The organism is Runella sp. (assembly GCF_965279615.1).
Lineage (GTDB): Bacteria > Bacteroidota > Bacteroidia > Cytophagales > Spirosomataceae > Runella.
The window spans coordinates 7873374-7886215 of record NZ_OZ257252.1; the positions used below are offsets into that span (position 1 = coordinate 7873374).

Here is a 12842-nt window from a genome sequence, read left to right on the forward strand (position 1 = left end):
TCTCCCAACTGATGATAAGCTTATTATTCTTCACAAAATCAGACTGTTAGTAAAATGAGAATTGTAACCCTTAATGATGATGAATCACAGGCTTTAACGTACTTATTCCGTACACTCTTAGAAGCACCGATTTCAAAAGGTGGAAAAACAGATGGAAGTCGTTTTTTTCACGCCGATAGAGATAAAGGTGTATGTCTAATTATTAATGAAGATGAGGCCAGAATATTAGGATCACTAATAACCCGAATAGAAGCAAATGAGTATTACAAACCAACAAAAACAGAAAGCTAAAGACGTTCCAATTGTGGAATGGCTAGCCTCGAAAGGCCACCAACACGTTAAAATATCAGGTGGCGAATATGTATATTATAGCCCGTTCAATCCCGAAGAAAATACACCATCGTTCAACGTTAATCCCGCAAAGAACTGTTTTACAGATTTTAGCACAGACAGAAAAGGGGATTCAATCCGTTTGGTTCGGGAACTTGACAAGGTTGATTTTGTAACCGCTGTAACCCGATTATTAGCGTTTACAGGTTTTGAAGTAATGAACGAACCAGCACAATTGAAGCAACGTGAACCGGAAACACCCTACGGCGTTATCAAAAAAATTTTACCCTTGTCATCTCAAAATTTGATATATTACTTTCAAAATAGGAGTGTTAATGTAAATATTGCTAAGGAATGGGTTAATGAGGTACACTATTCTACGGAAAAAGGGCATTTCTATGGAATAGGCTTTTGCAATGACAAAGGCGGTTATGAAATGAGATGTCTTACCCGCAATGGAAATGTATTCAAATGTTTTGTAGGTGAAAAGAAAACCATTACAACTTATCATACCAACGATAACGAGACGGTACTGCTATTTGAAGGGTTTACCGATTTCCTTTCTTATCTGACCTATCACGAACTTACTAAGCCTTATTGTTCAGCTATCATCCTGAATAGTACAGCTATGCTTTCAATGAAGGTCATTGAAGAACTTCACAAATACACGGTGGTAGAATCCTATTTAGACAATGATGTAGCAGGGTTTGAAGCATTTGAAAAGCTGGAGAAATATCTCTGTGAAGACCAAATTTTAATAAACGCTTCACAAAATCTCTACCCTAACTACCACGATTTTAACGACTTCTTACAATCTGTACCCTCATGGCAGAACCAAAGACCAAACAGCAACGCTACGAAGCGTGGCTGAAAAAGCATTTTGAATTTCGCTACAATATCATTTTAAACCTTATTGAATATGCAGAAAAAAAAGCCCCCGAACGTGGCTTTGTGCCAATGACTGACTATGCTCTAAACAGTATGGTTCGATTCTTAGACAAAGAATATAACGAAGCCCCTAGCCCCGAAAAAGTCTTTTCCATCCTTAAATCTGATTTCACCCCAAAGTACCATCCAATCAAAGCGTATTTTTTGAAATGGTACGAAAACCACAAACATCATAAAGGCACAAGCTACATTGATGCACTGGCCGCAACCGTGACGGTTGAAAATCCCGAAACGTTTAGATTATCCCTTACCCGTTGGCTGGTGGCAAGTGTTGCACAAGTGTTTGTTGATGAAATCAAATTCAATGACCCTAAAGCCAACGACTGCCAAAACCAAACGTGTATCGTTTTGACAGGATCACAGGGAGCCTTTAAGACAACGTGGTTAAATATGCTTTGTCCGACTGAACTGGCTGAATACCTCTATACAGGTAAAATCAACTTGAATTTGGATAATAAAGACATTTTTATCATGCTGGGGGAAAAGTTCATTATCAACCTTGACGACCAATTACGTAATCTGATAAAGAAGGATAACGAGACAATGAAAACCCTAATTACACAGGGCAAAAACTCAATACGTAGACCTCATGCCAAGTTTGCCGAAAACATCCAACGTTTAGGAAACTTCGTTGCATCTATCAACGGTGAAGACTTTCTAAGTGAGGATGAAAACCGCCGCTATTTGCCGTTTGCGGTTCAATCCATCGACATAAAAGAAGCCCAATTGATTGATATGGATGGTGTTTGGTTAGATGCCTTCATACTTTTTAAATCAGGCTTTCAGTATTGGTGGACAAAGGCAGAATTAGCCGAATATTTTGGTGAACAAATGGAAAATTTCCGCTATTCATCGCCTGAACTGGAAATGTTACATACTCATTTCAGTGTACCCAGTCCTAATGATACTGATATTGAACTTATGTGTACAACCGACGTAATCAACTATTTATCGGCTTTTACAAAAGAACGTTTAGGCCCGAAGAAAATAGGGGAGGAATTAAAGAAAATGGGAGCGGCAAAAAAAAGTGACCCTGATAGAGGGAATTTAAAATGCTATGCCCTTCAAATTAAAAAACTAAAAATTAAAACAAGCACTTTAAACGAATGGAAGAGCAAGATTTAGAGATAACTATTAGTCAAAAAGTCGAAGGAATTGACAGAAAAATCATACTGGATGGTGGTTTTTTTTCATGTGTGTTACAGGTTTTTTTAAAGAAGATAATAACAGGTGACATTGAAGTAACAGAACTGAAACAACACTATTATAAAAAGTTTGAAGTGGAAGCTAAAGCACAAGAATTTAAAACGATGGTTTCACATTGAGCAATGAAATGGAAAATCTGCCAAATTTTTTTTCAATCCTTGCTACTGCAATGGATTCACTTTTTAAGCGTGAAGCCTTTCTGAACTGGCTAATGAAGGAAAAGCCTGAATTAGTTCAAGAATTGTTAAAAGAGTACGAACAACAGTTGAAATCAAAACAAATTGCAGAACCTCAAAATCAACTAAAACAATGAATAGCATAATAATAATAACAGGCAGTGACGAATATTACAGGCGAAAAAAGGCGTTTGAATTAACTAAGGGAAAGGATTTTTATTGGCCTCTGCATAGAACTCCTTTTTTTGTTGCGCTCCAAACAATGCCGTTAAAATGCGAATTAATGATTCTTGAAAGTTTTATTGAAATAAACGATTTAAAGCATTTTGTAACGCTTTCGGAATTTGAAGTTACACGGCCTTATAGTTCTGTTCCTACGTCGGTAAAATTTCCTGATTTGGTAATATGTACTCCATATCGAAAAGACTGTTTTGAAAACTTTAACAACATCAAATTATCATTTCTTCACCTTACTTAACAAATAGCATAATGACACCACAACTCACAACCGAAGAACAAAATCGTTTAGGTAACGAATTAGAACAATTATTGGCAACTTATGGCCTTACCGGTTTTGCTTTATTTTCCGTAAAGAATCGGCAACTTATCTTACTCGACCGAAACACGAAGGGAACAGTATTACGTCACGTAATTGATGCTACCATCAAAAAGATAAAGAAGTCATTTTAACTTAACTGTTAATGTGAACCGAATTGAAATGTTAGGAAATAAGAAACAGGATTTCCAAACCGTTTAGGTAAGAGTATATATTACTTGAAAATATATCCTCTTAACGGCCTAAACCATTACCAAAAATCTATTATGGACACACTACCAAGCAGCCACGGTCAGGATAAGACCAAACTAAACCAAAGGATTCAGGAAGTTCACGACTATGCCGATGCAATATTATTGGCTCTGAATTTAGCAGGTATGTTACACGATGATGAACCCGATAACAGCCTTATGTTATATGTGTTTCAAAGTCGTGATGCAAGGATAAAAGAACTGTTATCAACTGATTAGAAATTGTTTGGTATAAAATATAAAAGAAAGCAACTGCTATTATCGAATAATGACAGTTGCTTTCTTTTATATACTATTCAACCTTTTTTTCTTCTTTTGAGAAATGCTTGTCTATGAATTCTTTGTAATAAGAAATCAATTTAGAATCCATTTCGTTCTCAATTTTTGCCTTCTCTATTGTTAGCATTGTTTCTTCTTTTAATATTCTAAAGTTTCGTTCTGTAGAAAAAAGCACCTTCAATCCTTCATCCAAAACTTCTGTTCTATTTAAAAGATGCGCAATCCTAAGGGCATTTGCTTTAGAATTTAAATTTGTTAACTCATTTTGAAAATATTTTATATCTTCTAAGTTGCTTTTATATAATCTTAAAAAAAAGAAGGAAAATATTTGAAAAAATATAACCCCTGATATTCTAGGAATATAATACATTAAGTAATCTAAAAATGATGTAAACACTTTCCCGTTTATTAGTAAGCTGATAATTAATGATATACTGACGAAAGACCAAACAAAACCAATAATCAAGTTTACATTTGAATTTCTCCCTAATCTTTCAATAGAGTTTTTATTCTCGGCTAAGGTATTATTTAAATCGTTAAAAATTAGTTTATTAATAGCTTCTTGTTCGCCTAACGATTTAAATCTTTTTATAAGTTCTTCCGAAATAGAGCTTTTAATCTCGCTGAGTTGATCTTCATTAAGTCCACTAACTACTATTCTATTTAAAGCAATAGATTCGCCTATTATTTTGTCTACTGTCTCTTGGTTAAATGTCTCTACTGGGTTATTAGGCTCAGTTTTATTTAAATTTTTATTATCAAGGTACTGTGCAATTTTTGAAATAACCCCAAAAAGTGTTAGTAATCCACTAGCAGAAACTAATAATATTATTGTTATAGTAGTAGAGTATTGTTTAACAAAACTTACGAGCGCATCAAGGCTATCAATATGAAAATACAGAAGAGTGAAGATTGTAACTGTTGAAGGTAAGCCTACCACTAGTAAAAAATCAGATTCCTTTGGTAATGAAAATGGTTTTTTCATCTATTCTCTAATTTGTACAAATTACATTATGAATACAGATTCACGGTTTTGATAACTCTGCAAATATATAAATTTTAGTCACTTCAATACTATCAATGAAGTCACTTGCTATCATTTGAAGTTACTTTTTATCCGCTGAAAAGAAAATGTGGCCTTTGTTCTGAGTGTCAGATACTTAGCTGTTTTTAGTTAAATTTTATGTAATACTAAGTTACTAAAGTAACTATAAGACTTTAAAATGCTGATTTTCAGAGTATACTATATAGTCACTTCGGTAATTTGAAGTGACTATAAAGTGACTGTCAAGTGACTATTAAATAAGAAATAGTCACTTAGTCACTTACTTTGCCCGAACTTTCCAAAAATCGGCAATATCAGTGGTAAAAAAAGCGGTAAAAAGCCGCGAAAATCAACGGATTTCGGCTTTTTCTAAGGGTTTTCCAATAGCTTCAAATAAAATTCGCAGTTGATTAGGCGTAAAAAATTGGTTTCCCTTTTTCCATCCTATTTTTTCCAACACTTCTTTAGGAACTCTACGCTCAAATTGTTTGAGTTGTTTACAACCATAAGACTCAACGATGTCCGTTTTTGACCAAAAGCTATTCATTTTCTTTTCAGCGGTTACTACTACTTTCGAATACTTTCCACACCTATCCTGTCAGTCTCCAAATTTAACAAAACATATCGAAATTTGAGAAAAAGTAACGCCAATGGCAGTCATTTATAAAGTCGAACAATTACAGGCACTTTATCAGGATGCACAAACCGCAACCAATGAAGAACGTAAGCGACTGTTAAATTTCATTGTCACCGAAAGCGTGAACACCGTAAACATTTATCTGCTTGAAATGGAACGTGCCGCTAACCTGTACGGAATTGTCCTGAAAAAGGAAGAAATCCAAAAAAACGTAATCGGTATAGCACAAACCGTTGGCATTGCAAGTACGAATATTTACGGGTATGTCGTGGCGGGTTTGGCCTATGTCTACGATGCCCTTACTAAGAAAAGTCGTACCGAAAAAATCAACGCCGCTATTGCCGAAGTCGAAAAGATAAAGGCAAAAGCGACCGCCGCCGCGCAACTGTACGAGACTGCGAAAAGTAATCTTACGCAGTTGAAAATTAAAGAGATAGCAACCAGCCCTATCGTATGGCTGGCAATTGTTCTGGTACTCATTATTTATTTTTCCCGCTGATGGACATACAAAAAGACACAACCATTTTTGCCTTGCGAGACGGTATAAAGATTTACGGTGAACCCGTAATTTCCGAAGACTGGATTATTCAGCGTGTACAGCTTAAACAAAACACTTACCGCGCTTGGGTGAAAGCTGACCAGATCGGAAAAAGTACCGGTCAACTTATCACCAAAAACGATGTGCAATTCTTGGAAGTGGAATGTGTAGCCTGTCTTTGGACTCGTAAAACCTTTTTGGGAAACTGGAAAATAGCTAATGTAATGGGCTATATACCTATTAACGCCTTAAAGAGCGATGTGTATTTTTTCCAGAAAGACGGTACGCCGATTTCCTTTCCTGAAACCAATGTACCCGAAGCCCTGGAAAACGGGAATAAAGAGGGCGGTGATAGCACAAGTTATACAACGCTTTTGTGGGTTTTGGTATTTATTCTGGCAATGATAGCCGTGTATAAGGCAGTTAAACGCAAACGGAAAAATTAACATGGCAAACGTAACACTAGGCGGTTTACCCCAAAATATTTATCCCAATTCCAATATTGGGGTAATTTCAACGAATGCTATTTACCTGAAATACAGTCAGTATTTTTCGGTAGACAACAATACGAGCAAAATCAGCATCCGCGAAATACCCAACGATAATGCAACGTGGAAAGAGATTTTGCAGGTGTTTCAAAACGTAGACAATTGGGCGCAATTGAATCCCAATGATGTTACACCAACGATTGAACGGGTGGTTAATATCCTGATGAAGCTACGCAGGGTGAGTGAGACAGACGCGCCTTATGATGCCTATGAATTGATTTTGTTTTGGAACATAGCGGTTCGTCCAGACTATTTTCTGCCAATATTCTTTACGGAGTCAATTTATAGTACGTATGTGACGCTGGCAAAAGAGTACACGTATGAAATGCTGTTCACGCGGGTACAAAACGACCGTCAACGGGCGGTTAATCCCAATTCGCCGATTGTAACCCCGCAGGAAAATTACCCCAATTATAACCCGCCTACGAACGGATCACCCAGCCCGTCCAATCCGAATACACCCGTTACGCCCTCGACGGGAACAAAAACGTCTAATGTCTGGACGTGGGTAGCATTGGTCTTTGTGTTGGTGCTTATAATCCTGATTATGCGATGAATAAACGATTTTATACCGTGGCCGTGGTGGTTATTCTATTGGCCGTAGTTTGGTTTTACTGGCGTAAAGCCGTTGCCGCTTCAAACCTTAGTTTCTCGCTGGGTTTGCCGCGCAATTTTGCTTTACGTGATGCGTCGGTATATTTTACTTTACCGATACGGGTATTGAATGCCAATCCTGAAAGCATCACCATTTCAGGCTTGAACCTGCAAGCGGGTTACAACGCTAACTATTTGGGTACTGCCTACGCTCTCAAATCGCAGACCATTGCGGCGCTGGGAGAAACGACCGTTTACGCGGATTGGTTTATTCCGATTGTCAATTTGATTAACATATTCCCCGAACTTAAAAACGCCTCTAAGTCCGTTAAAATCAACTTTAAAGGGCAGGTACGGGCGTTTGGGCTGGGTTTCCCTGTTGACTATACGCAAATTATAACTTTACCCCAACTATGATTTTAGCATTAAATGGCCGTGGCGAAATCATAGGCCGATTCAATGACGACGGTACACGCTACCAAGACCCGGAAGCATTGGGTATCTACGAAAATGACATTTATTACCCTACCGGCAGTAGCGGAAATAAAGGGCTTTTCGATAAGATTTTAGGCGGTGCTATAAACGTCTTGCAGGTGCTTTTTCCAACGGGTATCAAAAACAACAGTACTACCTACGATCCTTACACGCCTGTTACCACGGGAACGGGTAGTGGTACACAAACCTCAAGTACTTTTTCAGGTTTGGGCTGGGTAGTGGCATTTTTGGTGCTGGCTTACTTCGTATTCAAAGGCAATAAGAAGTAGACCATTATCCGTACAGACGCGCAAATTTCACTTTTTCAACAAACTCTATATTTTTTTTCAAAATGGCAAATTCACTCAGATTTAACGTAGGTGCAACTCCCGGACTTAACGGAACGGGCGTTGTGTACTTGGGTAAAGCCGCAAGCGGTCGTGAGTTTCTTTTTGTCCGTCACGACCACGACGGAAACGCAGGTACAGACAACAAAAACCTGTTTCTTTCCCGTTCTTCCATTGTTAACCAAATCCGTACAGGTGCAACAGGAGTACAACTTGCCGAAGTTGTAAACTACTCAAACCTGATGGAAACCGCCGACGATGGTTTGTTGGATGTAGACGGTTACATCACCCTCGACAACGCCCCGACGAACGTCGCGTTTCTCCGTCTATGGGATGGTACGGTAACGCTCTTTAGCGTAAAAGGTACGAACATAACCACCGTACCGACGAATAAGAACATCATTACCAGCACCAACTTGGATGCTTGGATGGCGGGTACACTTTCCAGCGGAGCAAATGCCGCAACGGGTGGCGATGGCGGTACAGGCGGTTCAGGTACTCCAACCTCAAAAACGCTTTGGGAACAGGCACAGGACTTTGCAACCCAAAACCCCGCCCTTACGATCCTGATTGTATTGGGTATTATTCTGGGGTTGATCTGGTTGTATAACAACTACGGAGGCGGTAAAAAACGCAGAAAGCGCCGCTAGGAACGCGTAGCCGCTGAAAAGAAAGGGTAGGAGTACATATATTTTTTATTCCTGACCTATCATAAAACGATACTTTAATCTCAAAATTCGATACTAAAAATGGCTGTCAAACTCAAATCATTGCCAAAACGCCCTAAAGCGTCATCAAGCCCCGCTGTATGGGCGCGCTACGAAAAACGCCTCAAAGAAGTGCAAGCCGAAAACGGCAAAAAACTGCAAGCCGACAAGCAAAAACAGGCGATTCAGAAACGCACCGCCGGAGCATCCAAAGTAAGAGGCAAACGCTAACCATAGGCCGCTAACCTAAACGGGAGCGGCCTATCTATCTCCTTTAGAACTATGCACCCTTCTGATTTTATACGCGCATATCCTAATCACAAATATTGGACGCTTTACGATTCCAAAGACAAAAAAGTAGCCGATTTTACGGGCGATGGCGGTGACGGAACAGCAGAGTTTGAAAAGTTTTACGGGATGCTTTCGGATGGAAAATACAAGCTATGTGTACACAAAACCGAACGTTTAGACCGTGGCTGTTATAATTTCTCTTTCACCAAAACCGCTACTACAATGTCAGGAAATCAAGGCTTTTCGGGTGGCAACTCTCAAAGCGATTTTATGTTAAAGCTGGTTGCCGACAATGCCCGCTATGGGGTATTGATTGAACAGTTTGACAAACGGCTCGACAAAATAGAGGCTCGTATAGAACAAGTCGCATTAGCAATCGACGAACTAACCGACGAAGACGACAGCAACGACGAAACTGCATTGTCACGCCTCAAAAACGACTTTGGTAACGTGGCGGGAATGGCCGCTAATGCCAAGAAATTCTTTAGTTAAACCCAATCATTTTAAACCAATTATTCACCAAAAACCCGTAGTACAATGGAAACCAACAATGCCCCCGTAACACAATCAGCAAATGTAGAGGCCGCTATTACCAACTTTCTCGAAACGATGTCAAAGACCATGCCGAAGGAAGAAGCTACGGTAGCCCTCGACCATTTGACCGCCTTTATGTCTGAAAATCCGCAAATGTTCCGCAAGTTGTTCAGTGAGAACACAATCGGAAAAATCAAATCGCTTTCAGGCAAAAAGAAAAAGCCCTCTATGATGGACATGGCTTCATTAGCTATGGAAATCGCTGGGGATTTTATGTAAACTTTACCCTACTCTAAGCAATGGCCTCTAACAATTCTCTCTCACTTACGCGCCGCGATGTTTTGATATTTGCTTTCGTGGTTATCATGGTTTATATGTTAAGCCGTGCAATCAGGCTGTATCAGCGTCAGAAAGCATACGATGCAATTGCAGGGGATGCCAACGCACAGATAGCATTTTTGATTCGTCAGGCGTGTAACCCAAAAGGTGCTTTATTGGGTTTCCCGCTGATTGATGTAGATGGAACGGACGAAGAAAAATTGTTTGCTTTAGCCGTTCAAATCAAAGACTTAAATGCCGTGCGCAATGCCTACCAAAAGCAGTTTGGAGAAGAATTGTTAGACCGTTTGCGTGATGAGTTACAGGGTGATTTTGAAAAATGGATGTCATTGGTTAATTCCAATGGCGGCGGCACTAATCCGATTCCCGTTGATCCTGACAAACCCCGCTACGTACAGGCCGCTACAAATGTCAACGTGTTAAACTACAATGACAGCAGCAAGGTGGAAAGAAGTTACACCGCAGGGCAAACCGTAGGCCGTTATTTGTCGGAACGCGATTTCAAACACAGTGATGGTAAAATGTACCGCTATGTAGTGGTAACCTACAAGTACGGCTGGTTTGATTTGTTTGAGGCCAAAGGGTACGTACTTAAGTCCGCTATCCGTATCACCAATTACGTCTAACACCATGAATAAGAATCAGGCAATTTTCGCAACGGTTTCTATCTTGATTCTGCTTTTCCTGCTGTTTCGACGCGCTAATAAAGCAAGTCGTGTAACGGGAAAATTCTACGCAAAAGCGGACGATGTAACTGGCTTTGCGGTAGAAAAGAATGCCAACGGCCAATGGAATCCGCTTTTTGACAATGTGGTAAAGGTCTACAAAAAAGGCGAATTGATTTCGACCGCTTTAGTAGGCAGTTTAACCACCGTCAATGCCGAAATGCAAACATTTAAATTCCTGATTTTAGAAGTCTCTTGGTGGTTGGGTATTCCTGTGAATATCTGTATTGAAGAACGTTTAATTACCTCCGTTATCCCATGATTTACGAAGTCAACATACCCGCCTCAATACGTACTGCCTTTACCGATAAAGTAAGGGCAATTTCTGCTAAATACGGTTTTCGTCCTGACTGGCTGATGATAGTTATGCGCTTTGAAAGCACCATCAACTTTAACACAGGCAACCACGGCAACGGAGCCACGGGATTAATCGGTTTTCGAGAAAACACCGCCGCTACACTCAAGACAACACAGGCCGTGTTAGCCGCTATGTCGCGGGTGCAACAACTGGACTATGTTGATAAGTACTTAGCCTTTTGGAAGGCAGGGGAAAAAGTTAACTCGCTCACAGACCTGTACATGATTGTCTTTTTACCCGCAAAAGCCGGCTTACCCGACAGTACCGTTCTGTTTCGTTCAGGATCATCAGGCTATTCGGGAAATAAGGCGTTTGATACGGATAATAAGGGATATTTCACCATTGGCGATGTAGGAGCGATGATTAAACGCTATGCGGGTAATGTACCCGTTGTATCGCAAACTACTGCCTACCTATTGATTTTTGTTTTAATCATTGTCTACTTCTATTATCACCGCAAATGAGAACTTTTGAAACCCTCGACTATCCCTTAAAACGGAAGATTTTAGACCGTTACATAAAAAACGAAATCGGGTTTGAAGAACTGGAAGCGGAGTACAACGTAACCGCCGAAAGCTTTAAAAAGTACATGGTTGAAACGGTTGAAAGCCAATACAATACGTTTAAACCCGTGCCGAAATCAAGCTGGAAGGAAGATTTTAAAATCCTTTTCCGAAAGTTCAGAGACAATCTTTTGACCGACCTGATTGTAAAATTCACCTTACTTTTTTTCTTATTCAAAGCGTGCGTAGTTGTGCCGGCTAAGTTAGCCGATACTATCACACCATTGGGCGCGCTGGCTATCGAAAAGGCGGGAATTACATTGCTGGTATTTCTCATCGGCAAGATGTTTTTTGAACTCTTTACGCTCGTTACCGACCGCAAAGAATGGTTTTACGCTACTGCTTTTATTCGTCCCGAATTTGGCTTTGACAACGATTTCAATAACCTAACACCCTTTCAACGATGTACGCTTTCTCTCTTAAAACGTTCTGTACGTATGCTTATCTATGCGTTGCTGTTTTTGGGAATTTTGATGCAGTAGCCCAAAAGCAGGTGATTGTAGACATTGCACAAAGAGACGTAGGAACGATAGAGAGAACCCGCAATAATGATGATCCGCTTTTTGACTTTTACCGCGCAACGGTAGCAAAGGATTTGAACCGCTGGAAAGCCCCGTATTGCGGTTGCGCTGTGTATAGCTGGCATTTACTGGCGGGACTCAAACCGAAGAATACCAGCCCCGCCGTAGCCCTTTCCTGGAAACGGGAAAAAGGGGTAAAGCTGGGAGCCAAAACCACCGCTGAAAGTGTAAAGGAATTACGGGCGGGAATGGTCGTACTGATGAAGTTCAGCCGCTACCATGTAGGTGTATTAAAGCAAGCCTATCCCGCGTATGTAGTCACTATCGAAGGAAATACCAGCAATGCCAACAGCGTCAACAGGGTAGCAGGTAAAACCGATGGCGTGATGGAAAAAATCAGGCCGTACTACCTGCTTATTGGCGCTTATGACTGGTACAGCGACGCAATACCAATCGACCCTAAGAAATACGCAGAGATGCGAAAAACCTACATTTCACCTCAAAAACCTACAATTCAATGAACTACGAAGTAACCGAATTTATGCGCTTTCTGGCGCGTTTCATTGCCGCAATTTTCCAGATCATGCAGGATGGAAAAGTAAACCTGAAAGACATTCCCGTAGTGTTTCGGGTGATTCCTGTTATCAAACCCGCCTTTGATAATTTAGAAGGCGTTTGGGATGGATTCAGGAACCTGACGAGCGACCAGCGCGAAACGCTTACGCATTTAGTGGCCGACGAAATGGACATGGAGTTGACACCAAGAACCCGCGCCCTATGTGAGCAGGTGATTAAAACGGCAACCTCATTGATTGAAACAATCGTAGCCTTTAAAGATTTTCGGATGGTTTCCGAAGCGGTGGGTTAATTGGTCA

General features: G+C 40.2%; 24 protein-coding genes. 22 read left to right on the forward strand and 2 right to left on the reverse strand.

Annotation, left to right across the window (positions count from 1 at the left end; genetic code table 11):
* The first annotated feature begins 54 nt into the window (after positions 1-54).
* From ACQY73_RS33360 to ACQY73_RS33390, 7 genes are all read left to right on the forward strand, one after another.
* Complete coding sequence (locus ACQY73_RS33360; protein WP_428658910.1) at positions 55-291, forward strand: hypothetical protein; 237 nt, start codon at positions 55-57, stop codon at positions 289-291.
* The gene (locus ACQY73_RS33365; protein WP_428658912.1) at positions 257-1201 is read left to right on the forward strand and encodes a CHC2 zinc finger domain-containing protein; all 945 of its coding nucleotides are present in this window, start codon (positions 257-259) and stop codon (positions 1199-1201) included. Before ACQY73_RS33360 ends, ACQY73_RS33365 begins: the two co-directional genes overlap by 35 nt.
* Positions 1156-2403, forward strand: a complete 1248-nt coding sequence (locus tag ACQY73_RS33370) for a VapE domain-containing protein (protein ID WP_428658915.1) — start codon at positions 1156-1158, stop codon at positions 2401-2403. Before ACQY73_RS33365 ends, ACQY73_RS33370 begins: the two co-directional genes overlap by 46 nt.
* Positions 2385-2603, forward strand: a complete 219-nt coding sequence (locus tag ACQY73_RS33375) for a hypothetical protein (RefSeq protein WP_428658917.1) — start codon at positions 2385-2387, stop codon at positions 2601-2603. The genes ACQY73_RS33370 and ACQY73_RS33375 overlap by 19 nt, the downstream gene beginning before the upstream one ends.
* An 8-nt stretch (positions 2604-2611) precedes the next feature.
* Entirely contained in the window at positions 2612-2797 is a 186-nt protein-coding gene (locus ACQY73_RS33380) for a hypothetical protein (protein WP_428658920.1), read from the forward strand.
* Positions 2798-3149: 352 nt separating this feature from the next.
* Positions 3150-3350, forward strand: a complete 201-nt coding sequence (locus ACQY73_RS33385; RefSeq protein WP_428658922.1) for a hypothetical protein — start codon at positions 3150-3152, stop codon at positions 3348-3350.
* A 132-nt stretch (positions 3351-3482) separates the two neighbouring features.
* Positions 3483-3686, forward strand: coding sequence for a hypothetical protein (locus ACQY73_RS33390; protein WP_428658925.1), 204 nt, complete (start codon positions 3483-3485; stop codon positions 3684-3686).
* A gap of 73 nt (positions 3687-3759) precedes the next feature.
* Here ACQY73_RS33390 and ACQY73_RS33395 read toward each other — a convergent pair whose 3' ends face one another.
* Together ACQY73_RS33395 and ACQY73_RS33400 are read right to left on the reverse strand one after the other, a co-directional pair.
* Complete coding sequence (locus tag ACQY73_RS33395; RefSeq protein WP_428658928.1) at positions 3760-4731, reverse strand: hypothetical protein; 972 nt, start codon at positions 4729-4731, stop codon at positions 3760-3762.
* Positions 4732-5140: 409 nt separating this feature from the next.
* Positions 5141-5338 (reverse strand): hypothetical protein, encoded by a 198-nt coding sequence (locus tag ACQY73_RS33400; RefSeq protein ID WP_428658931.1) that lies wholly within the window; start codon positions 5336-5338, stop codon positions 5141-5143.
* Between the two features lie 103 nt (positions 5339-5441).
* On the opposite strand from ACQY73_RS33400, the gene ACQY73_RS33405 reads away from it, so the two are divergent.
* The 15 genes from ACQY73_RS33405 (at position 5442) to ACQY73_RS33475 (ending at position 12835) form a co-directional block, all read left to right on the forward strand.
* Positions 5442-5927, forward strand: coding sequence for a hypothetical protein (locus ACQY73_RS33405; RefSeq protein WP_428658933.1), 486 nt, complete (start codon positions 5442-5444; stop codon positions 5925-5927).
* Entirely contained in the window at positions 5927-6412 is a 486-nt protein-coding gene (locus ACQY73_RS33410; protein WP_428658936.1) for a hypothetical protein, read from the forward strand. Before ACQY73_RS33405 ends, ACQY73_RS33410 begins: the two co-directional genes overlap by 1 nt.
* Before the next feature lies 1 nt (position 6413).
* On the forward strand, positions 6414-7070 hold the full coding sequence (locus ACQY73_RS33415) for a hypothetical protein (protein ID WP_428658938.1): 657 nt from the start codon (positions 6414-6416) through the stop codon (positions 7068-7070).
* A complete protein-coding gene (locus ACQY73_RS33420) occupies positions 7067-7525 on the forward strand; it encodes an LEA type 2 family protein (RefSeq protein WP_428658940.1) in 459 nt (152 codons plus the stop codon). Before ACQY73_RS33415 ends, ACQY73_RS33420 begins: the two co-directional genes overlap by 4 nt.
* The gene (locus ACQY73_RS33425) at positions 7522-7872 is read left to right on the forward strand and encodes a hypothetical protein (RefSeq protein ID WP_428658943.1); all 351 of its coding nucleotides are present in this window, start codon (positions 7522-7524) and stop codon (positions 7870-7872) included. The genes ACQY73_RS33420 and ACQY73_RS33425 overlap by 4 nt, the downstream gene beginning before the upstream one ends.
* Positions 7873-7934: 62 nt before the next feature.
* Positions 7935-8579, forward strand: coding sequence for a hypothetical protein (locus tag ACQY73_RS33430; protein ID WP_428658946.1), 645 nt, complete (start codon positions 7935-7937; stop codon positions 8577-8579).
* A gap of 99 nt (positions 8580-8678) precedes the next feature.
* Positions 8679-8867, forward strand: coding sequence for a hypothetical protein (locus ACQY73_RS33435; RefSeq protein ID WP_428658948.1), 189 nt, complete (start codon positions 8679-8681; stop codon positions 8865-8867).
* A 51-nt stretch (positions 8868-8918) separates the two neighbouring features.
* Entirely contained in the window at positions 8919-9419 is a 501-nt protein-coding gene (locus ACQY73_RS33440; RefSeq protein WP_428658951.1) for a hypothetical protein, read from the forward strand.
* 45 nt (positions 9420-9464) lie between these two features.
* Complete coding sequence (locus tag ACQY73_RS33445; protein WP_428658954.1) at positions 9465-9740, forward strand: hypothetical protein; 276 nt, start codon at positions 9465-9467, stop codon at positions 9738-9740.
* A 20-nt stretch (positions 9741-9760) separates the two neighbouring features.
* Positions 9761-10426: a hypothetical protein gene (locus ACQY73_RS33450; RefSeq protein ID WP_428658956.1), complete on the forward strand. Its 666-nt coding sequence runs from the start codon at positions 9761-9763 to the stop codon at positions 10424-10426.
* A gap of 4 nt (positions 10427-10430) precedes the next feature.
* Positions 10431-10787 carry a hypothetical protein gene (locus ACQY73_RS33455; RefSeq protein WP_428658959.1) on the forward strand — a complete coding sequence of 119 codons (357 nt, stop codon included), beginning with the start codon at positions 10431-10433 and terminating at the stop codon, positions 10785-10787.
* A complete protein-coding gene (locus ACQY73_RS33460) occupies positions 10784-11347 on the forward strand; it encodes a transglycosylase SLT domain-containing protein (RefSeq protein ID WP_428658962.1) in 564 nt (187 codons plus the stop codon). Before ACQY73_RS33455 ends, ACQY73_RS33460 begins: the two co-directional genes overlap by 4 nt.
* Entirely contained in the window at positions 11344-11928 is a 585-nt protein-coding gene (locus ACQY73_RS33465) for a hypothetical protein (RefSeq protein WP_428658965.1), read from the forward strand. Before ACQY73_RS33460 ends, ACQY73_RS33465 begins: the two co-directional genes overlap by 4 nt.
* Positions 11850-12488, forward strand: coding sequence for a hypothetical protein (locus ACQY73_RS33470; RefSeq protein ID WP_428658968.1), 639 nt, complete (start codon positions 11850-11852; stop codon positions 12486-12488). The genes ACQY73_RS33465 and ACQY73_RS33470 overlap by 79 nt, the downstream gene beginning before the upstream one ends.
* On the forward strand, positions 12485-12835 hold the full coding sequence (locus ACQY73_RS33475) for a hypothetical protein (protein ID WP_428658971.1): 351 nt from the start codon (positions 12485-12487) through the stop codon (positions 12833-12835). The genes ACQY73_RS33470 and ACQY73_RS33475 overlap by 4 nt, the downstream gene beginning before the upstream one ends.
* Positions 12836-12842 lie beyond the last annotated feature (7 nt).